General features: G+C 46.1%; 27 protein-coding genes. 10 read left to right on the top strand and 17 right to left on the bottom strand.

The window, feature by feature from the left end; genetic code table 11:
- Nucleotides 1-30: 30 nt before the first annotated feature.
- Entirely contained in the window at nucleotides 31-1,239 is a 1,209-nt protein-coding gene (locus tag D9A03_RS02885) for an MFS transporter (RefSeq protein WP_120495745.1), read from the bottom strand.
- A 173-nt stretch (nucleotides 1,240-1,412) separates the two neighbouring features.
- Between D9A03_RS02885 and D9A03_RS02880 the strand changes: the two genes are divergently transcribed.
- The gene (locus D9A03_RS02880; protein ID WP_120495744.1) at nucleotides 1,413-2,453 is read left to right on the top strand and encodes a GlxA family transcriptional regulator; all 1,041 of its coding nucleotides are present in this window, start codon (nucleotides 1,413-1,415) and stop codon (nucleotides 2,451-2,453) included.
- Nucleotides 2,454-2,516: 63 nt separating this feature from the next.
- Here D9A03_RS02880 and D9A03_RS02875 read toward each other — a convergent pair whose 3' ends face one another.
- From D9A03_RS02875 to leuC, 7 genes are all read right to left on the bottom strand, one after another.
- Nucleotides 2,517-5,042, bottom strand: coding sequence for a PEP/pyruvate-binding domain-containing protein (locus tag D9A03_RS02875; protein ID WP_120495743.1), 2,526 nt, complete (start codon nucleotides 5,040-5,042; stop codon nucleotides 2,517-2,519).
- Nucleotides 5,039-5,626, bottom strand: coding sequence for a TetR/AcrR family transcriptional regulator (locus tag D9A03_RS02870; RefSeq protein WP_120495742.1), 588 nt, complete (start codon nucleotides 5,624-5,626; stop codon nucleotides 5,039-5,041). Before D9A03_RS02870 ends, D9A03_RS02875 begins: the two co-directional genes overlap by 4 nt.
- Nucleotides 5,627-5,918: 292 nt before the next feature.
- Nucleotides 5,919-6,935, bottom strand: coding sequence for an aspartate-semialdehyde dehydrogenase (locus D9A03_RS02865; RefSeq protein WP_120495741.1), 1,017 nt, complete (start codon nucleotides 6,933-6,935; stop codon nucleotides 5,919-5,921).
- Nucleotides 6,936-7,090: 155 nt separating this feature from the next.
- Nucleotides 7,091-7,252, bottom strand: a complete 162-nt coding sequence (locus D9A03_RS19720) for a hypothetical protein (protein WP_162937950.1) — start codon at nucleotides 7,250-7,252, stop codon at nucleotides 7,091-7,093.
- A gap of 133 nt (nucleotides 7,253-7,385) precedes the next feature.
- Nucleotides 7,386-8,498, bottom strand: a complete 1,113-nt coding sequence (gene leuB / locus D9A03_RS02860; RefSeq protein WP_120495740.1) for a 3-isopropylmalate dehydrogenase — start codon at nucleotides 8,496-8,498, stop codon at nucleotides 7,386-7,388.
- A gap of 141 nt (nucleotides 8,499-8,639) precedes the next feature.
- Complete coding sequence (gene leuD / locus D9A03_RS02855) at nucleotides 8,640-9,242, bottom strand: 3-isopropylmalate dehydratase small subunit (RefSeq protein WP_120495739.1); 603 nt, start codon at nucleotides 9,240-9,242, stop codon at nucleotides 8,640-8,642.
- 17 nt (nucleotides 9,243-9,259) lie between these two features.
- Nucleotides 9,260-10,666, bottom strand: coding sequence for a 3-isopropylmalate dehydratase large subunit (gene leuC, locus D9A03_RS02850; protein WP_120495738.1), 1,407 nt, complete (start codon nucleotides 10,664-10,666; stop codon nucleotides 9,260-9,262).
- A 510-nt stretch (nucleotides 10,667-11,176) separates the two neighbouring features.
- On the opposite strand from leuC, the gene D9A03_RS02845 reads away from it, so the two are divergent.
- Entirely contained in the window at nucleotides 11,177-12,067 is an 891-nt protein-coding gene (locus D9A03_RS02845; protein ID WP_120495737.1) for a DUF547 domain-containing protein, read from the top strand.
- 130 nt (nucleotides 12,068-12,197) lie between these two features.
- On the opposite strand, the gene rplS is transcribed toward D9A03_RS02845, so the two are convergent.
- The 5 genes from rplS to ffh form a co-directional block, all read right to left on the bottom strand.
- On the bottom strand, nucleotides 12,198-12,626 hold the full coding sequence (gene rplS, locus D9A03_RS02840; RefSeq protein ID WP_120495736.1) for a 50S ribosomal protein L19: 429 nt from the start codon (nucleotides 12,624-12,626) through the stop codon (nucleotides 12,198-12,200).
- A 57-nt stretch (nucleotides 12,627-12,683) separates the two neighbouring features.
- On the bottom strand, nucleotides 12,684-13,415 hold the full coding sequence (gene trmD / locus D9A03_RS02835) for a tRNA (guanosine(37)-N1)-methyltransferase TrmD (protein ID WP_120495735.1): 732 nt from the start codon (nucleotides 13,413-13,415) through the stop codon (nucleotides 12,684-12,686).
- A gap of 55 nt (nucleotides 13,416-13,470) precedes the next feature.
- On the bottom strand, nucleotides 13,471-13,995 hold the full coding sequence (rimM, locus tag D9A03_RS02830; protein WP_120495734.1) for a ribosome maturation factor RimM: 525 nt from the start codon (nucleotides 13,993-13,995) through the stop codon (nucleotides 13,471-13,473).
- Nucleotides 13,996-14,022: 27 nt separating this feature from the next.
- Entirely contained in the window at nucleotides 14,023-14,412 is a 390-nt protein-coding gene (gene rpsP, locus D9A03_RS02825; RefSeq protein WP_046506346.1) for a 30S ribosomal protein S16, read from the bottom strand.
- A 70-nt stretch (nucleotides 14,413-14,482) separates the two neighbouring features.
- Nucleotides 14,483-15,853 (bottom strand): signal recognition particle protein, encoded by a 1,371-nt coding sequence (ffh, locus tag D9A03_RS02820; RefSeq protein WP_120495733.1) that lies wholly within the window; start codon nucleotides 15,851-15,853, stop codon nucleotides 14,483-14,485.
- 406 nt (nucleotides 15,854-16,259) lie between these two features.
- On the opposite strand from ffh, the gene D9A03_RS02815 reads away from it, so the two are divergent.
- From D9A03_RS02815 to D9A03_RS02785, 7 genes are all read left to right on the top strand, one after another.
- Nucleotides 16,260-16,712: a PAS domain-containing protein gene (locus D9A03_RS02815; RefSeq protein WP_120495732.1), complete on the top strand. Its 453-nt coding sequence runs from the start codon at nucleotides 16,260-16,262 to the stop codon at nucleotides 16,710-16,712.
- Between the two features lie 136 nt (nucleotides 16,713-16,848).
- Nucleotides 16,849-17,679 (top strand): diaminopimelate epimerase, encoded by an 831-nt coding sequence (gene dapF / locus D9A03_RS02810; RefSeq protein ID WP_120495731.1) that lies wholly within the window; start codon nucleotides 16,849-16,851, stop codon nucleotides 17,677-17,679.
- A gap of 145 nt (nucleotides 17,680-17,824) precedes the next feature.
- Nucleotides 17,825-18,670, top strand: coding sequence for an alpha/beta hydrolase (locus tag D9A03_RS02805; RefSeq protein ID WP_120495730.1), 846 nt, complete (start codon nucleotides 17,825-17,827; stop codon nucleotides 18,668-18,670).
- Nucleotides 18,671-18,717: 47 nt separating this feature from the next.
- The gene (locus tag D9A03_RS02800) at nucleotides 18,718-19,581 is read left to right on the top strand and encodes an alpha/beta hydrolase (RefSeq protein WP_162937949.1); all 864 of its coding nucleotides are present in this window, start codon (nucleotides 18,718-18,720) and stop codon (nucleotides 19,579-19,581) included.
- A gap of 70 nt (nucleotides 19,582-19,651) precedes the next feature.
- Complete coding sequence (gene mtaB / locus D9A03_RS02795) at nucleotides 19,652-20,959, top strand: tRNA (N(6)-L-threonylcarbamoyladenosine(37)-C(2))-methylthiotransferase MtaB (protein WP_120495728.1); 1,308 nt, start codon at nucleotides 19,652-19,654, stop codon at nucleotides 20,957-20,959.
- Between the two features lie 36 nt (nucleotides 20,960-20,995).
- A complete protein-coding gene (gene ftsY, locus D9A03_RS02790; RefSeq protein WP_120495727.1) occupies nucleotides 20,996-21,937 on the top strand; it encodes a signal recognition particle-docking protein FtsY in 942 nt (313 codons plus the stop codon).
- 27 nt (nucleotides 21,938-21,964) lie between these two features.
- Nucleotides 21,965-22,699: a hypothetical protein gene (locus tag D9A03_RS02785; protein WP_120495726.1), complete on the top strand. Its 735-nt coding sequence runs from the start codon at nucleotides 21,965-21,967 to the stop codon at nucleotides 22,697-22,699.
- Nucleotides 22,700-22,748: 49 nt separating this feature from the next.
- On the opposite strand, the gene speB is transcribed toward D9A03_RS02785, so the two are convergent.
- Nucleotides 22,749-23,711, bottom strand: coding sequence for an agmatinase (gene speB, locus D9A03_RS02780; protein ID WP_120495725.1), 963 nt, complete (start codon nucleotides 23,709-23,711; stop codon nucleotides 22,749-22,751).
- A gap of 97 nt (nucleotides 23,712-23,808) precedes the next feature.
- Between speB and D9A03_RS02775 the strand changes: the two genes are divergently transcribed.
- Complete coding sequence (locus tag D9A03_RS02775; RefSeq protein WP_120495724.1) at nucleotides 23,809-24,747, top strand: LysR family transcriptional regulator; 939 nt, start codon at nucleotides 23,809-23,811, stop codon at nucleotides 24,745-24,747.
- On the opposite strand, the gene D9A03_RS02770 is transcribed toward D9A03_RS02775, so the two are convergent.
- The 3 genes from D9A03_RS02770 to D9A03_RS02760 form a co-directional block, all read right to left on the bottom strand.
- Nucleotides 24,734-24,934, bottom strand: coding sequence for a hypothetical protein (locus tag D9A03_RS02770; RefSeq protein WP_120495723.1), 201 nt, complete (start codon nucleotides 24,932-24,934; stop codon nucleotides 24,734-24,736). The genes D9A03_RS02775 and D9A03_RS02770 overlap by 14 nt on opposite strands.
- A 58-nt stretch (nucleotides 24,935-24,992) precedes the next feature.
- A complete protein-coding gene (locus D9A03_RS02765; RefSeq protein WP_120495722.1) occupies nucleotides 24,993-25,544 on the bottom strand; it encodes an NUDIX domain-containing protein in 552 nt (183 codons plus the stop codon).
- Nucleotides 25,545-25,696: 152 nt separating this feature from the next.
- Nucleotides 25,697-25,957, bottom strand: coding sequence for a hypothetical protein (locus D9A03_RS02760; protein WP_120495721.1), 261 nt, complete (start codon nucleotides 25,955-25,957; stop codon nucleotides 25,697-25,699).
- Nucleotides 25,958-26,124 lie beyond the last annotated feature (167 nt).

Raw genomic sequence — 26,124 nt, 5'->3', positions numbered from 1 at the left:
TACCACTAAACATCACTACCAATTTACTGTTCATGCAGCGGGTCGGGCATGCTGGCGCAAAAAGATAAGCCCGGCAAAAGCAACCAGAACAAGCGGCAAGGCTGTTACTGCCACCACCGTCCAGCTGAAGCTGGAAATCAGAATCCCAGATCCAAACGATGCCAGGGTAGAGACAAGGGCAATAAGGGTATCATTTGCCCCTTGGACAACAGATCTTTCACCCGCGTTCAGGTTTTCATTGAGCATATTCGTTGCTCCGATAAACCCAAAATTCCACCCCAATCCCAATAAAATCAACGAAAGATAAAAATTTGTAAGCTCTATGCCTGCCATCGCTATCACGGACGATAAACACAGCATCAGCAAACCACAGGAAATAATTTTCCCGGAACCAAATCGGGAAATTAAGCTTCCAGTAAAGAAGCTCGGTGCAAACATGGCAATAACATGCCAGCGGATTACATCGCCAGCCTGTACATCAGTAAAGCCACACCCCACCATGGCGAGGGGCGTCGGTGCCATCAACAAAACCATGACACCAAATGAGATCGCCGCACAGAGAATGGCAGTAAAGACAGCAGGACGCCGAACAATTTCACCAACCGACGTCACTTTTTCATCCCTATCCGACTGTCCAGAACTATCCGTTACCACCAATCTCAACGCAAGGATTGGAAGACTCCCGATAACAGACAATGCTGTGATCGCCCCATAGGCACCTGCAAAGGGGATCGGAGAGAAAATATCTTTACTGTAGATAAAAACCTCTGGCCCGATCAATGCCGCAACCAGGCCAGAGCCTAGAGTGAAAGAAATGGCTTTTGGGCGCCAGGCTTCAGAAACAACCTCTGCAGCAGCAAACCTGAAATAACCGAAACAAACCAACGCACTTCCCATAGCGGCATGAGCCAGACACAAAGTATAGAAATTTTCGTAGAACAGACTATAGACACCCAGAGCTCCTCCTGATGCAGCAACCGTAGCCCCTAACAAGAACCCAAGCTTTCGTCCATATTTTCCCATGAAGACAGACATCGGTGCCGCCGTTAACATACCCGCCATCATCTGCACCGAAACCGGGAGAATTGCCAGTTCACCCGAAGGTGCCAGCATGGCCCCTGCCAGCCCACCCAGGATAATCAACATGGGCATTGGCGTTCCAAGCACCGCATTACCAAGAAGTATTAACGAAAAATTCAATCGCTGTGTTTGATCCGGCATGTTTATACTATCGCTCATACTATTATCGGCACTCCTGTTATTGGTATTCCTAACCCGGATTAATCCAAATATTCTCATTCACAAGACGTACTGTATTTCATACACCTAATGTCAAAAATGACACTTTAACATCAAATATTGCCAATAACTATAAAACAAGCCATATTGACAGGAAAAACAGGAGCGCAGTATTGAGAGCAAAGAAAACGCTGAAACCAGAAAAAATGGGCCGTGAAATCGGTGTTCTGATTTTTGATAATGCAAATATTCTAGATATAAGCGGCCCTGTGCAAGCTTTTCATAGCGCCTCTACGCCAGAAAAGACAGCACGTGCAAACACACACAGGAGATCAGATAGCGCAACAGATAATACACCGCGTTACACACACCGCTTTCTTTCCCTTGACGGCGAATCAATTCGCACATCCTGCGGGATGAAAATCATGCCCCACGGTAAAATAACCGATCTACATCTCCATTCAGATCTGTTAATCCCGGGCGGTATTGGTGTCGATCAGCTTCTTGAAAACAGAACTTTACAGCATATGCTTAAGGGGTTTCACGCCCACAACAAAGATCGTCGACTCATTTCCATCTGTTCAGGTGCTCTTATTCTAGCGGCTTCAGGTGTTCTGGACGGCCGTGAAGCCACAACCCACTGGTCCCGGGAACAGATTGTAAAAGAACGCTTTCCCAATGTAAATTGGCAACTCAACACCATCTACACAAAATCAGATCAAATCTATACCTCTGCGGGTGTTTCAACCGGCATTGATCTGGCAATGGCAATTATTGAAGAAGACCATGGCACATTAAACTCACTCGATGTAGCCCAGGAGCTCGTTGTTTACCTCCGCAGAAATGGTGGACAAAAGCAGTTTTCTGATCTTCTCGAAGCACAAAAGCGTCTTGAACCAAACCTTCTAAAGCTTGTCGATAAAATTAGCACCGATCTCAGTAGAAACTGGACACTATCTGAGTTATCAAAAGAAGCAAACATGACACCACGCACACTTGATCGCCACTTCAATCAAGCGTTAGGCTCTTCCCCTGTCCAGTTTGTTGAACTGACCCGGCTTAATCAGGCCAGAGTTCTTCTGGCCAAAGGCATTTCAATGAAACAGGTCGCAAGCTTATGTGGCTTTGGCGATCTTCAAAAAATGCGCAGAAGTTTTCTGCGTAATCTCGGCATAACAACAACAGAGTACTTACAGCATTTTGGCCCCTCTTGACCAAATCATGGATCCGATTTTCATAACTGCGTCTATATTTTGGTGTGTTTATATCTGACAGATCTACGCTGCCTTTTTGGTTATGCGCCCCAAACTTCCGTCAACCTCTAGCAACTCCCCATCCTGCACCCACTCCAAGGCACCGGGAATATTGACCACGGTTGGAAGTCCAAGTTCACGCGCAACAATAACACCATGGGACATTGTGCCCCCAATTTCCATGACAAGTGCTCCTGCCCTTAAAAACAATGGTGTCCAGGACGGATCCGTAAAGGGAGCAACCATAATATCTCCTTGCATCATTCCTTGCCCTTTATCAGGTGAACTCAGCACTCTGGCTATGCCTTGGTACTGTCCCGGGAAGGCACCAAACCCTACTAACTCAGTCCCAGCCAACCGCTCAGTAACTTGCTGAACAGGCTTTTGCCCGGGTTCTTCGATATAGACATTTGCAACGGTTTCTTTAGCCCACTGGTCATGCTTCTGACGTCGAATTTCAATCAACTCGCAAAGCCCTTTACCGTTCCATGTTCCTTCGATTAGAGCCGAAAATTCCTGAAAAGTAATCCAGCATAAGTCATCTGCCGCCTGAATACTTCCATCTCGGGCCATCCGGCGCCCCTTTTCCATAACCAACCGCCGGGCTGGTTCCATAAGGGCAACAATCGCTGATTTAACCCGTTCTCGTAACGCCATACCTGCACGGGCTTGTTTTGCAGCCCCCATTAAAGCTCTACACTGCCTCGCAGGCAAAGCATCCAGCATCTGCTTCAAATCACTATCAACAGTGGATCTCTTTGAAACATTTTTCCCTTGATTCATAAGAAACTTGATTTGCTCAAACAAAAATCGGGGTGACTCGCTCCAACGTGGATATCGCATATCCAATTCACCAACACCGCGATGCCCATAAAGATCCAGATAGTCCCGCAAAGCAGTTTCAAAAGCACCATCCCCAACCTCGATGGGCAAATCGTTGCTTTCCAGTATATCCTTAGCCTTGGGATCATTCTCGGCCATCTCGGCAATTGCACGCAGAGAAATAGCGTGTTCAGCACTATCCATCTGCCCACCTCCGCTCAACAAAGCGTAGGCAAGCTTACGATCTGCTTCAGATTTCAGCTTACTGACCTGCTGTTCAAAGAGGAAAAGCTTGATACCACAGTAATTGGCGCCTTTTGCAAAATCAGGCATGAAAGCTTCTGTATCAGCCATCCAGCGCCACAGATTATCGGTCAGATCCTCTTTTTTCCACTCCGTCAAATCATGTTTACGAAAAGATCGAACCCTTTCAAAAATGGCTGCACTTGCTTCTTCCAGCTTTTTATCTGCACCACTTAAGAGCAACATGACTCGTATTCCGCGCCAGATACGTTTTAATTTTACAAACAAACCTTCCTGTTCCGGCAAAGCGATAGCAGGTTGATGACCACCTAGATTTCTATTGGAATCATCTGGATTTTGTCCATAACCGTCATACCAAAGCCATTGTAATTCTGACAGATTGGCATAGCACCGCCCTTTAATACGCTTGATGGTATGAAGCCCCGATGGAACTTGATACCCTGTACAATTCGGGATCATGTACAACATTTCAGGAATTGCTGTTTCAATAACGCTCCAGCTCATCGGACAAGGTATTTCAGCAAGAACTTCCTTGAAGTTGGCGTTGCTCCAGATAACAGGATCAGAGGCAAGCCTCGGTAGCGTCAAATGCGGTGTTGCTGTTACGGGGCGAGCCTGAACAAAGTACAGATCATTCCCCTCAAAAACCCACTCTGTATCATAGGCTGTATCCCCATCCCCCATGGTCCAGTGAAGGCGGGAGAGCTGTTCAGCCAGTAACTCTAATTGTCGATCACTCAAAGGACCATTTTGGACAGCAGATGCCGTCAAATGTTGCCGGGTGATTTCATAGCGGCATCCCTGAACTTGACCATTGACCAGTGCATCAGCCAATCCTGTGACAGCCTCGACAACCATAATGTCGCGCCGCCCTGTAACCGGATCGACAGTAAAGGCCACACCAGCGGTGGTTTCTGTGCGCCCTCCAATCATTTTACAGAGTGTAATCGCCATCGTAACATCCAGAACATCAAAGCCCATACGGGTGCGATAAGCCACAGCCGCAGGGGTCCACAAAGAAGCAAAGCACTGTTTAATCGCAAGAATCAGCGCATCAATTCCCCTCACGGAAAGAATTGATTGATGTTGCCCGGCAAAGGATGCTGAAACACCATCTTCTCCAACAGCAGATGATCGCACAGCAAGATCCGCGTGTTGCAAATCATGCATGGAAAGGCTTGTCTCTAGCTCTTCAATGAATGCTTCCGGCAATTCAGACTTTAAAAGAAGTTCATGTGCCTGTTCGATCAAAATCAGATCATCCGGTCTGGATACCAGATCCTTTAACAGACTGTCCGGCACAGCTGTTTCAATCAGTTCCAGATATAGCGCATTCGTCAGCGCCAATGTTTTGGGTATCTTAAAGCCATAGCGATCAAGCCTTGCAAGGCCCCAGTTCTTGCCCCCAACAATATCTGCTCCATGATCAAAGGCTTCTTCCATCGTAAGGATATACCCACTCATAACTTAACTCCCTCCAGAAAAAGCGAGGCTGATTGTTGTGCCCACAAAGGAAGATTTGCCGCATCGGGGCGGACAAACCACATAAACAATCCTTGATAAAGCATGCCAATAAACATCAACGACAAGTTCATGGCCGGAATATCTTCGCGAATTTCACCCTTTTGCTGACTCATCAAAAAAACGTCGGAAAGAAAGCTGCGAAAAGATTCCGGATTATTGGGATCAGTTGGCACGGGTACACCGCGCTCGTCATAGATGCTACTTAAAACAGCGCGCCCCAGCTTTGGATGTTGCTGGTTCCAGTCTGCTATTCCCAACGCAATATCAGACAAAATCTCTGATAGCGATGCATCATTTGATAGCCTTTCTCTCGCTCGTGTCACCATTGGCTGCGCAGCGCGTCGGGCCAAGGCGTGGATAACAGCATTCTTACTCGGGAAATTATAATAAAAGGTTCCCCGAGCTACACCGGACCTTTCAATAACCACATCAACCGTAGCGGCCTCGAATCCATGCTGATTCAAGATGCCTTCCATAGCATCCATAATTAAATCACGGGATTTAGGGCGAGAATTTTTGACCATAGGAATAACTCATTATTTAGACTACAGTCTAAATTTGTACTCAAGTCTAATAAGAGTCAAGCTCTGTTATGAGTGACAAATTCCAATAACCATAAAAGAAGACACGGAAATAAACTTCCGAACGCCAGTGGCCACAAAAAGAGGGCTCGGAAATAAACTTCCGAACGCCAGTGGCCACAAAAAGAGGGCTCGGAAATAAATTTCCGAGCACCAGTGATCATAAAAAAGGGCTCGGAAATAAATTTCCGAGCCCGGCAAGTACGACAGAGAAGGTATTAAGGAATACCTCAGCTTAGCTGAGATGATCCTTAATAAGCAGTTCAGCAATTTGAACTGCGTTAAGGGCCGCGCCCTTACGTAGATTGTCAGCGACAATCCACAAACTCAGACCGTTTTCAACGGTTGGATCAACACGAATACGGCTCACAAAAGTTGGATCTTCGCCCTGCGCTTCTTGCGGAGTGACATAACCTTCATCCTGACGATAATCGATTACGGAAATACCGGGCGTGTCCTTCAACGCTTCACGAGCCTGCTCAACAGTCACTTCTTTTTCGAACTCGATAGAAACAGCTTCGGAGTGACCAATGAAAACAGGCACACGCACACAAGTTGCTGTTACCTTGATTTTTGGATCGAGAATCTTTTTGGTCTCGACCATCATCTTCCACTCTTCTTTAGTGTAGCCATCTTCCATGAAGACATCAATGTGTGGAATAACGTTAAAAGCAATCTGCTTGGTGAAGCATTCTTTCTTCACAGGATCGTTCACAAAAATACCGCGTGTCTGATTAAACAGCTCGTCCATGGCATCCTTACCAGAACCTGAAACCGCTTGGTATGTGGAAACAACCACACGTTTGATCAAGCCTAGCTCGTGTAACGGCTTGAGTACGTGAACCATCTGAATAGTTGAACAGTTCGGGTTGGCAATGATGTTACGTTTTTTATAACCAGCCAAAGCTTCCGGGTTAACTTCAGGCACAATCAAAGGAACATCCGGATCCATACGGAAGTAGGAAGTGTTATCGATTACAACAGCACCCGCCGCAGCCGCTTTTGGTGAATATTCTGCAGATACGGCACCACCTGGTGATGACAACACAATATCGATGCCATTGAAGTCAAAGTCAGCAAGGTTTTGAACGGTTAGTTCACCTTCTTCACCGAAAGAAACTTTGGTACCGGTCGAACGGCTAGACGCAAGAACGGTGATATTGTTGATATCGAACCCGCGCTCGGACAAAGTTGTTAGAACTTCACGACCTACGGCGCCTGTTGCGCCCATTACTGCAATCTTGTGACCCATGGCTTTAGCCTATGCTCTTTCAGTTACTGGTCCAAAGGACCGTTTCAAAAATCTTCTCATCCTCACCACCTCAGAAGTAGTGACAGAAGCCCTAAAGAAAAAGGGCCGCCCCTCAATGGGACGGCCCTTTTATCAGCCTTTATTCCCGAGAGGGTTTACCTACTGTCGCCCATCTTAACCTTCATGGTTTTGACAGGCGTGCTGGTAATCGTAGTCCATGTAGTTGTTACAACTGGACGCGCAGCAGTGAACGCACGACGAAGAGACTTCGCAGTGTGTGCAGCGCGCGGTGCCATATGTACAACGTTATTAAACATGAACTCTATTCCACTCGGGATTTAACTCGGGCGTAAACCTAATCAGCTTTATCTCATCGGTCAACAATGAAATTCTAGATTCTCTTGTTTGTACAACAAGAGATCCAAAAAACAAATTTACGCTCCTGTTAACTTAAGCAGCCTGTTCATCCAAAGCGCGAAGAAGAGCATCGCCCATACCTTCGGTGGAGACGATTTCACACCCAGCAGCCATGATATCACCTGTGCGCTTGCCAGATGCCAGAACTTTGTTTACGCCGTTTTCAATCAGATCAGCTTCATCACCCATGTCGAAAGAATAGCGCAGGTTCATGGCAAAGGAGAGAATGGTCGCCAGCGGGTTGGCTTTGTTTTCTCCCGCGATATCCGGTGCAGAACCGTGTACAGGCTCGTACATTGCTTTGCGACGACCTGTTTCGTCTGTCGCACCCAAAGATGCAGATGGCAGCATACCAAGTGACCCAGTCAGCATTGCCGCTGTATCAGAGAGCATGTCACCAAAAAGATTATCAGTCAGAATAACATCGAACTGTTTTGGCGTACGTACCAACTGCATTGAACAGTTATCAGCATACATGTGAGACAGTTCAACATCGTCAAAGCCTTCACCATGTAGCTTGGTCACTTCTTCACGCCACAACAGGCCTGATTCCATAACATTGGCTTTTTCAACAGAACAGACCCGGCTGTCGCGCTTGCGAGCCAGATCGAAAGCAACTTCGGCAACACGGCGAATTTCAGATGTTGTGTAAACTTGCGTGTTGATACCGCGACGCTCACCATTGCCAAGGTCTTCGATCCCGCGTGGCTCACCAAAGTAAACTCCACCCGTAAGTTCACGCACGATCATAATGTCCAAACCGGAAACCAGTTCTGGCTTTAGGGATGAAGAATCAACCAAAGCATCAAAACAAAGTGCCGGACGTAAATTGGCAAAGAGTTCCATTTCCTTACGCAGGCGAAGGAGACCACGTTCAGGCTTGATGGAAAAATCAAGATTATCCCACTGTGGACCACCCACAGCACCCAATAACACGGCATCGGCTTCCATCGCCTTATCCATTGTTTCGTCAGCCAGGGGAACACCGTGTTTGTCAATTGCAGAACCACCGACCAGATCTTCGTCGATATCAAATGTCACTGCGCGACGCTTGTCCATCCAATCGACAACGCGACGCACTTCGCGCATAACTTCAGGACCGATTCCATCCCCGGGGAGAATCAATAGATTTTTATTAGATGCCATGTTTCTTCTTCCGAATTTTTACAAAGATAAGACTGGCGATTGCCAGTCTTTCTATAAACACAGGCCTTTTGAGATATTTTCAATAATATCCCAGTGCCTTTTCACAAAAAATGAGGGCCAGTTATGGCCCTCATCAAATCATTACAGCCAAGGCTGTGTCGCTTTACGCTGATTTTCAAACTGATCTATCTGCGCGGACTTTTCAAAAGTCTGGCCAATATCATCCAAGCCGTTCAACAAACAGTGTTTGCGATGAGCATCAACCTCAAAAGAGATTGTACCGCCATCCGGGCCTTTAATTTCCTGGGCAACCAGATCCACAGAAACAATAGCATTGGAACCGCGTTTTGCATCATCCATCAACTTGTCCACCTCTTCCTGTGGCAAGGCAATTGGCAAGATACCGTTCTTGAAGCAGTTGTTATAAAAAATATCCGCAAAGCTTGGCGCAATAACGCAGCGAATGCCCTGATCCAAAAGGGCCCACGGCGCATGTTCACGAGAAGAACCACAACCGAAATTGTCGCCAGTTACCAGAATTTTCGCTTCTTTATAGGCGGGTTCATCCAGAACGAAATCAACGGGATTACCGTCTTCATCTGTACGTAATTCATAGAACAAACCAGCTTTCAGGCCTGTGCGCTTCACAGTTTTTAAAAACTGCTTTGGAATAATCATATCCGTATCGATGTTCACCAATGGCAAGGGAGCCGCCACAGAGGTGAGTGATGTAAACTTATCCATTCTCTGTATTCCTTTGCTTAATCGTATTTGCGAACATCATCGAAGTGACCAGCGATTGCAGCAACAGCCGCCATAGCCGGGCTTACCAGATGCGTACGACCACCACGGCCCTGACGGCCTTCGAAGTTACGGTTTGATGTGGACGCACAGCGTTCGCCCGGTGACAGACGGTCAGCATTCATCGCCAGACACATGGAACAACCGGGTTCACGCCAGTCAAAACCTGCTTCTGTAAAGATCTCATCCAGACCTTCTTCTTCCGCCTGAATTTTAACCAATCCAGATCCGGGAACAATCATGGCATAAACACTGTCGGAAACCTTACGGCCTTTTGCGATACGTGCCACTTCACGTAAATCTTCGATGCGACCGTTGGTGCAAGATCCGATAAAGACTTTATCAATGGCAATATCTTTGATCGCCTGACCTGCTTTGAGATCCATATACTCAAGAGAACGCTCAATTGCAGATTTTTTGTTTTCGTCACGTCCATCAGATGGCGCAGGAACAACCGCTGAAATGCCAACAACATCTTCCGGCGATGTGCCCCAGGTAACCTGTGGCTCGATATCCGCAGCCTTGATGACAACTTCCTTGTCATAGGTCGCACCTTCGTCAGAAGGTAGTGTTTTCCAATATTCAACAGCCTGTTCCCAGTTACCCGCCTTCGGGGCCATTGGGCGGCCTTTGATATATTCGAATGTTATTTCATCAGGAGCAATCAGGCCTGCGCGCGCGCCAGCTTCGATTGACATGTTACAGATCGTCATACGGCCTTCCATGGAAAGCTTGCGCATGGCTTCACCAGCATATTCGATCACATAGCCTGTACCACCCGCAGTACCGATTACACCAATGATATGCAGCACCATGTCTTTCGCGGTAACGCCCGGCAATAAATCACCTTCAACAGTGATACGCATTGTTTTGGCTGGTTTTTGGATCAGCGTTTGCGTCGCCAGAACGTGTTCAACTTCGGATGTTCCGATACCAAAGGCAAGAGAACCGAAAGCACCGTGCGTCGCCGTGTGGCTATCACCACAAACAATTGTCATTCCCGGTAGGGTAAAGCCCTGCTCTGGGCCGATGATGTGTACAACGCCTTGGCGAACATCATCCATACCAAAAAGCTGTACGCCAAACTCTTCACAGTTACTGGAAAGCGTTTCAACCTGAATGCGGCTTTCTTCGTCAGCGATTCCCTGTGCCCGACCAGACGTTGGTACGTTGTGATCGGGAACAGCAAGTGTGTTTTCCGGGCGGCGAACTTTACGGCCAGCCATACGAAGTCCTTCAAACGCCTGCGGGCTTGTGACTTCGTGTACCAGATGGCGATCAATATAAAGCAAACAGGTGCCGTCTTCCTGACGGTCAACCAGATGGCTATCCCAAATCTTTTCGAAAAGGGTACGCGGGTTACTCATCCTAACATCGTCCTTGTATATTTAACTGCATATTTTTAAAGTGGCTATTCCCGCCATAAACAGGTTCTGTCAACGAGGCTAGACCTCCGACAACGGCCAAGCAGTCTTCTTACTAGTTTCGCGCGGAGCATAGCGCTTCCGCAGTGCGGCGAAAAGTCCTTTAGAACGATTGAATCTGTTTTTATGACGATTCTATAAGAAAATTTCACTTTTGGACTGTAAATCACATACTTTATACAGAACGAAATTGTGCAATTTTCAAAAAATCACTGTTTTTACGCCCTATTCCCTTCACGAAAAAAGTGAGCTCTCTGTGAGGAAAAATCGCTGCGAGAACATATAATTACCAACTATTTTCACGAATATTGACCATTTATGCCACAGGATTGTTACTGGACGAACACTCACCAAATGGCCTCAGTTTGCCCATAATAAGTACATAAGTTTATGACAATGTGTTTCAAACTAGGTTTTCATTTAATTTTTAGGTAAAAATGGGAGTTTATTTATATGGCCAGTTTTACACAGAGATTCTCTAGGCAACTGGCTGTGCCCCTGGCCTTAACAATACTGGTATTCACCAGTGGCTTCAGTCCCCTCGAGTCGCTTTTTGCCCCAAATTCCAATCTTATTCCTCGTTGGGCAGATTTTAACACTGAAAGCACCGAAACGGTCAATCAGAATGAATGGGCTACCTTCATCCAGAAATACCGCGAAGAAAACTATGACGGCATCGCGCGTATAGCCTATCACAGAGTTAGCTTCGAAGATCGACTGGCACTCAAAGAACATCTTAAATATCTGCAGGGTATCCAAGTCAGCAACCTCAACAGAAATCAACAACTTGCCTATTGGATTAATCTCTACAATGCAACAACCGTAAATCTGATTCTGGAGCACATGCCTGTTGAAAGTATCCGAGATATCAATATTTCTCCCGGGCTCTTCGCATCCGGTCCCTGGGGTAAAAAGCTCCTCCGCATCGAAGGAGAGAAAGTCTCCCTCAATGATATTGAACACGGTATTCTGCGTCCGGGCTGGAAGGATCCCCGCATTCATTATGCTCTCAACTGTGCATCCCTAGGCTGTCCTGATTTACCAAAAGAAGTTATCACCGCCGTGGAACACGACGCTCAGCTAACGGCTGCGGCCCGGCGCTTTATTGATCATTCCCGAGCAGTGAGTATTGGCGAGAATAACGAAGCAATTGTTTCCAGTATTTATGTCTGGTTCAAAGAAGACTTTGGCGGCAGCGATGCGGCAGTATTGGATCATTTGCGCACCTATGCATCGAAAGAACGCCAGAAAGAACTCATGAAGATTCGCTCTATCGAAAATCATACTTATGACTGGGGTCTAAACTCTGTTCCCGCTGTCGCAACGGCTTCAACTGGATCTTAAGTAAATCCGTATTTTTCCGAAAGCCATAGAACCTTCCTGCAAATTTAAACAAACAAAAAGGGTGCCCGACAGCACCCTTTTTGTAACTCCTGACCGACAAAGAAATATCTTCATCAAGCCATCATGTAACTTATTTTTTGCCAACCGCTTTAACGGCAGCTTTTTCAGCACGATCCGCAGCAGCAGCTTTACCCGCAGCACCGGTTGTTTTTTCTGCGATACGTGCAGATTTACCACGACGGCCACGTAGATAGTAAAGTTTAGCACGACGCACATCACCGCGGCGAACCAACTCAACTGAATCAACACGTGGGCTGTACAGTGGGAATACACGCTCAACACCTTCACCGTAAGAAATCTTACGAACAGTGAAAGAAGAGTTCAGACCAGCATTTTTACGTGCGATACATACGCCTTCAAATGCCTGGATACGCTCACGTGTACCTTCAACAACTTTAACGTTTACGCGGACGGTATCACCAGCAGCAAACTCGGGAGTGTTCTTGCCATCTGTAAGTTTGGCTACCTGATCAGCTTCCAGCTTCTCGATTACATTCATGTTTCTATCCTCTACCATTCTATTGGGGCCAATGACCCGTTTAACTTTTCAACGGACCTATCGGCCCAGTTTGGTATCGTTACGTTTATCCAGGTACTTTTCCCATAAATCCGGGCGTCGTTCCCTGGTAATCTTTTCCGCCTGTTCCTGGCGCCACTGCTTTATCTTTCCATGGTGGCCAGAGGATAGAACCTCTGGCACCTTGCGATCTTGCCATTCGGCAGGTCGCGTATAGAGCGGATATTCCAGCAAACCAGTTTCAAACGATTCTTCGTCTGCGGATTCCTTGTTCCCCATAACCCCCGGCAACAACCTGATGACAGCATCCATAAGGATTAACGCCGCCTGTTCGCCACCGGACAGGATGTAATCACCAACCGAAACCTCTATCACCTCACGCGCGTCCAAGACCCGCTGATCAATCCCTTCATAACGCCCGCACAAGAGAGTTACCCCGGGTCCTGCCGCTAGCTCTTTGACCAGATCCTGGTCCAAAAGCCGTCCACGCGGCGAGAGATAGATAACCGGGCCAGCATTGCCAGCCACAGAGTCCAAAGCTGCATCAACAATATCCGGGCGCACCACCAAACCGGCACCTCCCCCAAAGGGGATCGCATCAACAGTACGGTGTTTATCATACGCAAAATCGCGAATGTCCACCTTTTCCAACTCCCAGATCCCTTTTTCAAGAGCCTTGCCCGCCAGGGATAATCCCAAAGAGCCCGGAAACATTTCCGGATGAAGCGAAAGTACTGTTGCTTTCCAGTTGGCCGTCACGCTATCCAACATCCTGTCGAGCAACCCGGTTTGAAAGACATGGAACACAGATCACAGATCTTTATCCCTAGTCTTCCCGACCCAGAACAACGTCGGGCATATCAACTACGATACGTTGCCCTTCGAGGTCCACAACCGGCACAGAGCTTTCAGTAAAGCTGACCATTTCCGATTGTCCACGATCACTGACAAATTCAAGAATATCCCCAGCGCCAAAATCAAAGACACCTTTTACAGTACCAAGAGCCACTCCCTGAGTGTTCTCGACCTTAAGGCCTACGAGATCAGAATAGTAATATTCATCATCTTCTGTCAGTTTCGGTAGAAGATCACGGTTAACATACAATTTTGTTCCTCGCATTTCCTGGGCGCGATCACGACCCTTCACACCCTCAATCCGCGTAAGAACAGTGCCCTTGGCCTGGCCTGTTACAGTAATTTTGAGGCGGTTGCCCGCGTCATCCGTCACCGGTCCATATGCCGCCACGTCTTCAGGAATTTCGGTGTAGCTTTTGACCTTGACCTGACCACGCACTCCGTGCGCGCCAGCGATCACACCTACACAAATTCTATCTTCGTGGTTTGAAGCCATGAGCTAAGAAATCCTAACTTCGCTGAATTACTCAGCTGCGCTTTCTTCAGAAGCTGCAGCAGCTTCTTCAGCAGCCGCTTCCGCAGCCATACGCTTTTCTTCCAGACGCTCTTTTGCTTTCGCTTTCATCTGGTTTTTCTTGGTCTGTTCTGGAACAGCACGCTTTTCAGCAAGACCAAGATTGCCCAGGAACCGCGCAACGCGATCTGTAGGCTGAGCACCAGTAGACAACCAGTATTTAGCGCGATCTTCGTTCAGGATCAGACGCTCTGGGTGATCTTTTGGTACCATTGGGTTATAGGCGCCAATCTTTTCGATGAAGCGACCATCACGTGGAGCGCGAGCGTCAGCAACTACGATACGGTAGTATGGACGTTTTTTGGCGCCGCCACGGGCCAGGCGAATTTTTACAGCCATTTCAGTTCCTCTTGTTAAACACTAAACTTAATACTCAATTTATTCAGAAGCACTCTTTCGTGGACGTCCCTTATTTAGGGAACCCCATCCCAGGAGGCATCAGGTTTTGCAACCCACCCCGCATCATGCCTTTCTTGCCCATTTTCTGGACCTTCTTCATCATACGGGCAGCTTCCTGCTGTTGCTTTAGAAGCTTGTTCACATCCTGAACAGAAGTCCCGGAACCATTGGCAATACGGGTTCTCCGCTTTGCTTTGATAACTTCCGGTTTTTCACGTTCATGAGGTGTCATGGATGAAATGATGGCCAATTGACGATTGATAATCTTGTCGTCAATCTTGGCATCTTTCAGTTTCTTCATTTGGGCGGAGTTCATACCCGGAAGCATGTTCAACAGGCTCGACATGCCACCCATCTTTTGCATTTGTTTGAGCTGAGACGCCAAGTCGTTCAGATCAAACTTACCCTTCTTCATCTTCTCGGCAAGTTTGGCTGCTTCGTCCTCTTCAAAGGATTCAGCGGCCTTTTCGACCAAGGAGACCACGTCGCCCATTCCGAGAATACGGGAAGCAACGCGGGAAGGATGGAAATCTTCTAGTTCGTCAAGTTTTTCACCGACACCGATCAATTTGATCGGACAACCGGTTACAGCGCGCATGGACAGGGCTGCACCACCACGGGCATCACCATCCATACGGGTCATCACGATACCGCTTAACCCGATTTTCTGGTTAAAGGTATCTGCAACGTTGACCGCATCCTGACCAGTCATCGCATCTGCAACCAACAGAGTTTCAGCTGGCTTGGCCGCATCCCGGACACTCGCAACTTCGGCCATCAACTCTTCGTCGATAGCCAGACGCCCTGCGGTATCGAGCATCACCACGTCGAAACCTTCAAGTGCGCCAGTTTGCACAGCACGCTTGGCAATAGCCACAGGTTGCTCGCCGGGAACAATATTCAAGGTTCTCACGCCAATTTGCGCACCAAGAACAGCCAACTGTTCTTGTGCCGCTGGACGACGAACGTCGAGAGAAGCCATCAGGACTTTCTTGCGTTCTTTTTCGCTCAGGCGTTTAGAAATTTTAGCGGTAGAGGTTGTTTTACCAGAGCCTTGTAAGCCGACCATCATGATCACAGCAGGTGGTGTCACCTGCAGATTAAGGGCAACGTGATCTGCACCCAGCATCTCAGTGAGATGATCGTTGACGATCTTAACGACCATCTGGCCCGGTGTGACAGATTTCAGAACATCCTGACCGACAGCTTCAACCTTTACCTTTTCGATAAAGTCCTTGACCACAGGCAGCGCCACATCAGCTTCAAGCAAAGCAACACGCACTTCGCGCAGAGCAGCTGTAACATCAGCCTCGCTCAATGCACCACGGCGCTTCAGCTTGTCAAAGACTGATCCCAGACGATCCTGTAAGCTATCGAACATACTTGTTCCTCTTTCCCTCAATCATTCAACCAATAGGGTTGAAAACGCTCATCACAAAGGCCGAACGCAATTTACGCCAGTGCGCGATACTCGCGGACTGGCGGAGCTCCTTGGAGCTGATGCACTTAACTTTTGCAGATATTTGAGTGGAACCTATAAAAAACGCACGAGAAGGTCAAGCTTTTTCAGCGACTCAGCACAGTCAGGGGTTACGTTTTTATCTCATTCGACTCGCCAAGTGTCGTTCATGTAAGAAATACAATCACTCGTCAGTTGTCATTTAATTCGTCTCGCCTAATTATAGGCCATAAATAAATAACAAGAAAACAACGGCTTCTAATACCCGAATGCGGACTTCATATCCTAACGACAATAAAAACACATCCGATTCAGGCACAAATTCGGCATGTTAAAAATTAATATAAAAACACAACCTCTAAAAAAGCTATATGAGTATTGGCAAAGTAAATCGCCTCAAAATAAGTTACCAGCTCGGCATGACATTGATCCGGCTGAAATGGCTGATTTTCTTCCGCACTTAGTATTACTTGATGTCCAAACAGCCCCACTCGATTTCCGGTACAGATTGGTTGGCACTCATATCGCAGCGTACCTTGAAAACGACCTGACAAATCAATGGATGAGTGCCCTACATCATCAAAAACCACCAAGTACGATATGGAATAATTGCAAGGAAGCTGTTGAAACCGCTCTACCAGTTTATCCGCACACACCTTATGTAGGGCCTAAAAAAGAAATCGTTGAAGTCGAAGATCTGATTCTTCCGCTTGCCCGAGACGGTGTAAAAGTTGACATGCTGTTGGTTGGAGTCTCTTTCATCAACAAATCAGCAAGTTGATAAAAGACTCGCTTCGCCAATAAGTACCTTAAAGGCTTTTAAATAGAAGAATTTTTCACTAACCTTACAACAGATAAGGAATTCAATTCCCTTAAGGCATTAAACACCAAAAAATAACGTCATAAGAGAACATAAAATGAGCGGCAGATCCTTTGTTAAAATGCATGGCCTTGGCAATGATTTTGTCGTCATTGATGCACGGGAAAAAGCATTCACACCTACGGAAGATCAATCACGATTGATTGCAGATCGTCGCTTTGGTATTGGCTGTGATCAATTTATCATCATTGAAAAAAGCCAAAACCCTGACGCCAACGCCTTTATGCGCATTAAAAATGCAGACGGTAGTGAGGTTGGCGCCTGTGGCAATGCCACCCGTTGTATCGCATCCATACTCATGGACGAAACAGAGCAAGATACAGTTACAGTAGAAACTTTGGCAGGCCTTCTACACGTTAGTAAAGAAGAAAGTGGTCTGATCACCGCGAACATGGGGCCTGCGCTTTTGAACTGGAAAGATATCCCGCTCTCGGAAGAAAGAGATACGCTCAATACCGGTATCAAACTCCCTCCCTTACGCAACCCGGTTTGCGTAAATATGGGGAACCCACACGCTGTATTTTTTGTTGAAGACGCCGATGCCATCGAACTCGAAGCCTTGGGCCCCAGGCTGGAACACCATCCGCTCTTCCCAGAGCAGGCAAATATCAGTGTCGCCTCTTTAATTGGTGACGATCACATTCGTCTGCGCGTTTTTGAACGTGGCGTCGGCATTACATCAGCCTGCGGGTCAGGAGCCTGTGCAGCAGCTGTAGCCGCAGCAAGGCGAGGGCTAACGGACAAAAAAGTACAGGTCGATCTTGATGGTGGCCCTCTGTTTATCCGCTGGCAGGAAGACAACACTGTCCTGATGACAGGCCCTGTTTCAAAAGTCTTTGAAGGACACATAGCACCTGAATTATTATAAATCTCCAATTGATTATAAATAGTTACGCAAACATTGGAGGTGTTCACACCTTTTAATTGAGTTTGTAAAATTTAGTATGTTGAAATTTTCTCATTGCACTTCACATTAAAGGCATACATTTTCTCTCTAAACTAGGGGGAATTAAATGAAGTATCTATTTCTTGTTACGCTATGCCTTGCTGCTCTCACCGCATGCCAGACGACGAATAAATCATCAAAAGAAACACATGGTGCATTTTATGTCGATGGCGACCAAGTTGTCGGCGGAACACTGAACGATTTCGAACTTGATACAACTAAGGTTTTCAAAAATAGAGATCTCAGCAAAACGACCCTCTTAATTTACAACCATGGCACAATAAGTTCAGGTATCCACCAAAGGTGCCACACAGACTGGCTACCTGCTTATGTCAGACTATTAACCAAACAAGATTCAGATATCATTGCATATTATCTATGCTCACAAGAATCTGGAGGAAACTCCAGAAACAGTATTGTAAATCAAGTACATTACAAACGAGGCATCGAAATCGCTGAAGTATCAGATAAATTTCAAAAACTCGGAATCCTAAAGAATAATATATTTCTGATGGGTCACTCAGGTGGCGCCTCATCAAGCTTAATGGCTGCTTCAAGAACACCTGAAAAATTCAATAGTTATATTATAACAGCACCTGGTTACGGCTACGCCTATCTGGGAGGATCAAATCAAGCTTCAAACTACGGAAACTTGTATAATAATTGGAAAACCATCATTCAAAGAGGCACTAAATCCCGGGGAGTTGTCTATGCCTTCCCTGGTGATAAATATTCCCCTCCTGAAGATATTGCGTTCATGCAAAACATGCGTAACATTGACTACAAAATCTTATTAAATAAAGATGATACAACCTGCGAATTAGACGAAATTCATGCTTATCCATGGACTAAATGTTTCGCTCTAAGTGAAACCAAATTCATCTTGAATTATATTAAAAAAAGCAGTGAATAAAAGCTCATCCTTTCATTGATTCTGTCATATAGATGAAGAAGAGTATAATGAAATTAGGACTATACGTTTTCTGTACTACGCTATCACTTATGCTCATAACGGCATGCCAAACGACCAAAATAAACAAAATAAACGATCCCTATGGTGCTTTTGCGGTTGGCGACAGTTTTACTGCCATAAGGGATGCAGATTTCTTAAAAGAAATGAAACGGAACATCCCCAATCCGGAAAACACAGTTCTTTTTATCTACAACCATGGAACAAGTAATGGTGGACACGGCCAAAAGTGCTATCCAGAATTCATTCCATCCTACGCACGTGCAATTGTTCGCCAGCATGAAGAAACCGTAATTTTTTATCTCTGTTCCCAACAAGTAAGCGGTAAAACACCCAGTGAAGCCCGTTACTTTAAAAGAAGTGTTGAAATAGAACTCCTTTTAGAGAGATTTAAACGCCACGGCATTACACCAGATAGAACATTTTTATTAGGTCATTCAGGTGGTGCATCGACCACTTTGGTCGCAGCGGCAGATATACCGAATTCATTTAACGGCTTCATCGTTTCTGCCCCCGGATATGGCTTTGCTTATACAGGTAAGAGTAAAGAATCAGATGACGTAGCACCCTATTACAAGATCTGGAAATCTACTATCCAGCAAGCAACAGAAAAGCCGGGTCTCGTTTATACGTTTGAAGGTGATACAATTGCCCCGCCTGAAGATCTCGACTTCATGAAGAAAATGAACAACATCACATTGTTTGTCCAAACCCCGGAAGATTGTGGTGTTTCAGACTTTCACGGTTACCCCTGGAGCCGATGCTTCAGAGAAAAAGAAACCCCAAAAATCTGGCAATATATTCAACAACGCATATCCGCTGCCCAAAACCAGAGTTTCAATAACACAAACTAACCTTTGTCGGGCATAGCTGACTTGCAAAGCCGTTGCTGGACAAGGCTTAAATGATCGTTCATAAAGCGGCATGACAAAGAATCTGACAGATCCAAAGATTGTTACTTTTGGTTGCCGGCTTAATACCTATGAGTCCGAGGTAATGCGCCAGCATGCCCGTGAAGCTGGATTGTCAGATACGATTATCTTCAACACTTGCGCCGTGACCACAGAAGCAGAACGTCAGGCCCGTCAAAGTATTCGCAAAGCACGTCGCACGAACCCAGATGCCAAAATCATTGTGACCGGATGCGCCGCTCAAATTAACCCCGACCTCTACGCCGATATGGCAGAGGTTGATCATGTCATGGGCAATGAGGAGAAGTTAAAGCGTGAGAGTTTCGATCTGGATCCAAGCGCCAAGGTATCCGTAAATGATATTATGGAAGCCACAGAAACGGCTGCTCATCTCGTGCACGGGTTTGAAGAACACACACGGGCGTTTGTTCAGATCCAACAAGGCTGTAATCACCGCTGTACTTTCTGCATTATCCCCTTTGGGCGCGGTAATAATCGCTCTGTACCTATTGGTGCGATTACCGAACAAGTAAAAATACTTGTTAACAATGGCGTACAAGAAGTCGTCTTAACCGGGGTTGATATCACTGACTATGGCCTAGATCTGCCGGGAAAACCTACTCTCGGCCAGATGACACGTAGATTGCTTGCACAAGTACCTGAACTCAAACGCCTAAGGCTTTCTTCCCTTGATCCTGTAGAGATTGACGAAGATACCTATAGACTATTCAGCGAAGAATCGCGAATTATGCCTCATCTGCATATTTCACTTCAAGCCGGTGATGATATGGTTCTCAAACGGATGAAGCGACGACATTTACGACAAGACGTTGTCGACATGGTGGTCAAAGCTCAGGAACTCCGGCCTGATGTTGTCTTTGGCGCTGACATTATTGCGGGCTTTCCGACTGAAACCGATGAAATGTTCGAAAACACCTATCGTCTGGTCGAAGAGCTTGGCTTGACCTATCTTCATGTTTTCCCTTATTCGGAACGTCCCGGGACTCCAGCTGCAAAGATGCCTCAAGTACCAGGAAATATTCGTAAAGAGCGTGCTGCACGCTTACGTGATGCCGGACAAAAAGCCGAGAATCTTTTCATGCATGACAGAGTAGGTACCACAGCACAGGTTCTTATCGAGAAGAATGGGTTTGGACGGACAGAGCACTATGCGCCTGTTCAGGTTGACGCCCTTGAAGGAGATCTTTCCGGACAGGTCGTTCCTGTGTACATTGCCAGTGTCCGCGATGGGAAACTACTCGCTTACCCATTGGGAACAGACGCAGCAAATATTGCCCGAGAGCAACTTTCTACCCAATAACCCAACATAAAACCCACAACATGAGTGATACCCCAAATGAGTGAAGATAAGAAAAAAGGTGGCTGGTTTTCCCGTCTGAAAGCTGGGCTTAGCCGCTCGTCCTCTAAACTCGGTGATGGTATTGGTGGGATATTTACTAAGAAGAAACTCGACGAAGAAAGTATCGAAGAGCTGGAAGAACTTCTTATCACCTCTGATCTTGGGGTTGCAACAGCGACAAAGCTCACAGGTAATTTGGCAAAAACCCGATTTAATAAAGATGTTGAGCCACAAGAAGTTTCGGAAGCGCTGGCTGCAGATATCGCAACAATACTGGAACCTGTCGCGACATCTCTTGATGTTGATAGATCCAAATCCCCCCATATTATCTTGATGGTTGGCGTCAATGGCAGTGGAAAAACGACAACGATTGGCAAGCTGGCCACACAATACAAGTCTCAAGGTTTGAAAGTAATGCTCGCCGCTGGTGATACTTTCAGGGCGGCAGCAATTGAACAACTCCAGATCTGGGGCGAACGAACAGGATGCCCTGTTGTCGCCAAAGAAACGGGTGCAGATGCAGCAGGACTTGCTTACGAAGCCATCGAGCAAGCAAGATCAGAAAATGCGGATGTTGTTCTCATAGATACTGCCGGGCGCTTACACAACAAATCCGATCTGATGTCAGAACTCCAAAAAATTATCCGTGTCATCAAAAAATTAGATGAAAATGCACCCCATGACGTGGTCTTGGTGCTCGATGCAACAACAGGGCAAAATGCGGTTTCTCAAGTAGGTACCTTTAAAGAATTAGTTGATGTAACTGGTCTGGTTGTCACCAAATTGGACGGATCTGCACGCGGGGGAATTCTGGTCGCTTTAGCGGAAAAATTTGGGTTACCTGTTCATGCAATCGGGGTAGGTGAAACAGCCGATGATTTACGCCCCTTTACAGCCAAAGATTTTTCACGTTCTCTTATGGGATTAGACAATATCTAAACCACCATTGATCCTTATAGGAAGATAATGAAAAGCACTGTTTCTCTGCTCATAAAAGCCCTCATCCCAGTTTGCACTGTCTTTTGTGTTGCAATTACACAGACATCAGCAAGCTATGCTGAACTGGAAAAACAGCTTGATTCAAATGAAGTAATCACTGAATACGGCAAAATTGCTACCGGCCTTGCGCTGGAAGAAAGATGCCTACTTCTCTCCCCAGAAGAAACCAGAGAATATTACTGGCAACAGTATCTGCTGGATTATTCACTCAACAAGATCTTCACCAACGCGCCAGTCCTTAATATGATCCGAGGCACAGCCTACCAGACATCCAGAGACGAACGATTCAAATGCGATCAGGAATCACAAGGTTTCATTCAGCGCTCCCTGCAAAAAGCACGCGATCTGACACAGCAACTAACAGGACAGACCTTTGAGTTAAATGTCAGCGATAAAAAATTCGACGAAGAAAGAATTGATATTATCGCCGCAGCGGCTGGGACCAATGCTGTTTGCAACCATCTTTTACCTGAGTATGAAGAACAATTGCGTGTTGGCTACAAAGCGCTAAGTGATGCACTACAAACAAGATACTCGGATACTTCTGACACGTCTGTTATTGATGCTTCATACAAAGCTGCCGCATCTCAAGATAAAGCTTCTTGCGGAGAAGCAACCAATCAGCAAACGCTCCAGGGCTGGCAACTGACAAGAATGCTGATGCAACAGTTCCGCTTGGCATTTGCCCCAAAGGATCCTTAAGTTACAACTTAAGGATCCTCTGAAATCAAATACACCGCCTAGCGTAAAATCATGTCTTTTGTCGGCATCGCGCCTGCGAAAGTACGCAGATCAGCTCAAACATTAGATTGACACCAACGATTGCCGTGCCACCTGATTGATCAAATGGCGGAGATACCTCAACCAAATCTGCACCAATCAGATTTAAATCGCCAAGCGATCTTATCATCACCTGCGCATCAAATGGTGTATACCCACCTATTTCAGGTGTGCCGGTCCCGGGCGCATAACAAGGGTCCAACGCATCGATATCAAAGGTCACATAGGTTCCTTGACCTCCAACCACACGGTGAATTTCCTTAATAACCTCTTGAATTCCAAGATCAAAATACTCTTCAATCGTGATAACTCTTATGCCAACCTCTTGTGCATATTCTTCATCAGAGCGGTCATATCGCGACCCCCGTATTCCGACCTGCACAACCCGCTTTGGATCAAGTAAACCCTCTTCTATTGCGCGTCGAAAAGGCGTGCCATGGGTCAATTTACTCCCACCGAAATAGCTGTCGTTTACATCCATATGGGCATCAAAATGCACCATACCTACAGGTCCGGTATCAGCAACAAGTCCACGTAGTATCGGAAGCGAGATCATGTGATCTCCACCTGCCACCATTGGCATGACACCAGCTTCACGAACACTCGCCATATAGTCCGTGACGCGCTGCATTGTCATATCGAGATCAACAGGGTTGACTTTCACATCCCCAAAGTCGGCGATCCGGCAATCATCAAAGGGAGCAACCCAGGTTGCCCCGTTATATCTGCGGATAAGACTCGACATATCCCTGAGTTGACGCGGACCATGACGCGTCCCTGGTCGATTGGTAACACCAGCATCCCAAGGAACACCGATAATGCCAATATCATACCCCGTGAAGTCAGTGACATGTGGCAATCTCATAAAAGTTGCAATACCACTAAATCTAGGTAAATCCATTCCGTCTGGTGGTAGTTCCGTAACGTTGCTCATTCTTGCCTCCCAAAATAAAACTCGCCAATAGTGTGACTTTGGAAGTAACTTAAAGAAATTATAAAATAATAAAATTTACTTTGAGAAAAATCAAAGCATGAAATTAGATAGTCTGGACCTCCGCCAGCTCCGCGTTTTCCTAACTGTGGCTGACTGCGGCGGTTTTTCACAAGCACAGGCCGAGTTGAATATCAGCATCTCGACAATCAGTATTCAAATGTCGGACCTCGAAACCCGACTTGGTATGCGCCTATGTCAGCGCGGACGAACAGGCTTTTCTTTGACCAAAGAAGGAGAGCGTGTTTATAGCGCCGCTAAAACACTTTTTAATCAGATTGATGGCTTCACCAATGAGGTTCATGATCTCCGCCAAGAACTAAGCGGCAAACTCTCATTGGGCATTACAGACAACCTAATTACCCACCCCAACTCTTCAATCTCACAAAGTTTGCATGAGCTATTCAATTTGGAAGGAAAAATAGAGGCAACAATCAATATTCTTCCTCCCAACCTGTTAGAGAGAGAAGTGCTTGACCAGCGTTTGGATATTGCAATAGGTGCTTTTCCCAAACACCTACCCGGTCTTCATTACCAACCACTTTTTACGGAAAATCAAATCCTGTACTGCGGCTCAAAGCACCCTCTTTTTCACAAGAATACCGATAAGCTAAAACCTCAAGGCTTAGCAGATTACAAGATTGCTCAACGCGGCTACACAGCAGGTCGCCCTCACCCTTCAAACATTAAAACAATAGGATCAGGTGCCTTATCATACCAAATGGAAGGGCTTGTTTACCTGATACTTTCCGGGCATTTCCTTGCCCATCTCCCCGATCATCTCGCCCAGAAATGGGTTGAGGATGGAGAAATGAAAGCACTGAACCCTCAGAAATTAGGTTATAAATCAACTTTTGACTTAATTGTCAGGGCAGGTACACACCCTTCTCCTGTTCTTGATGCCTTTAGAAAGTGTTTTATAGCAAGTCTCAGAACAGAAAATAAAAAGGGCTCATCAGTAGCCATCACCGCTTCTTAAACATTACGTGAGATCTCAACTGCACCTGCCCTTTTTCTTCAACAGTCTCAGTCACGGAAACAGTAACCTTTTTACTTGGTGTAATGGTAATCAATGTTAAGGAAAATTCTTCAACCCAGAATTCAGGTGCCAAAATCAACGGCTTTTCAGTCCGGCTATAATCCAACTTAATTTGCGCACGCCCCAATAACGCCACCAATCATTTTAACAGGCATTACAACTTGATAAATCACCAAAAACAAACCTTAAAGGATTTCAGAACCAATGGGATTAGCAAAGGGAGGAAACGCATTTCTATTGCGGACAGAATGATATTGGTTAAGCGCCCACTCAACCGTCGGAAAAGCCAAGTCAGACCACGGAATATCTTCCCAGCCAAATAACTCGACTTCTTGACTTTCTGGCCCAGCAGATACTTTCGGATTGGACAACTTGGCACGATAAATTATCTGAATTTGGCTAATACGAGGAATAGAATAAACGGCAAGAATTTGATCAATGATCAACTTTGCTCTCGCCTCTTCCCAAGCTTCCCTGACTGCGCCTTCTTCCGCTGTTTCATTAAGCTCCAAATAACCAGCAGGAAGTGACCAATATCCACGCCTTGGCTCTATCTCTCTTTTAACCAACAGGATTTTTTCGTGCCACGCGGCAACAACCCCAACAACAATTTTGGGGTTTTCATAGATAACATAATCACAGGTATCGCAAACTATTCGTTCCCTGTCATCCTGATCAGGAATTCGACGGGAAAAAGACGCATCCGATGGAATGTGTAAATGATCATCATTGTTCATACGATCAGCATGTCCGCGCTACGACCTGAGAGCAAGAAAATTGTATTTCCCAGACACGATAAGTGCTTTCATAAATATATACGTATGAATGAATAGCGAATGGAAATACTAAAAGAACACGAATACCGCTGGAAACAATACTATTGTTGCTGTCACACCGTAATATTCAAGAATGATCCTCGTGGCATTATTTTACCGGATTCAGCTGCGATTTTCGCTGCTTCAAAAAGCTCTTTAAGACGCTCGGTAATACCGAAACTCCTGAGATCACCGGTAAAGGGCTTAAGTGCCTTTTCAACCGTCAACCGTGCTGGAGCCGTTTCTTTCTTAATTTTAGATGGCTGACGCTTTGTTATTCCGTCAGATAGTACATCCGAAAAGAAGCCAGCACTCGTTTTATTGGAAACTTTCATCAGAGCAGAATGACCAAATCTTGTAAACAATACGTTAATCGCAACTGAAAAAGTCGCATCAGATAATATTTCAAATCAACAACTCTTTTTAAGAGAATAAATATTCGGCATCATAACGCATAAGTTATCACCAACTAATCATCCAGGATTTTCTCGTTGTATATTTA

Origin of the sequence: Kiloniella sp. EL199 (genome assembly GCF_900313065.1) — a bacterium.
Lineage (GTDB): Bacteria > Pseudomonadota > Alphaproteobacteria > Kiloniellales > Kiloniellaceae > Kiloniella.
This window is presented reverse-complemented; position numbering and strand designations above follow the sequence as displayed.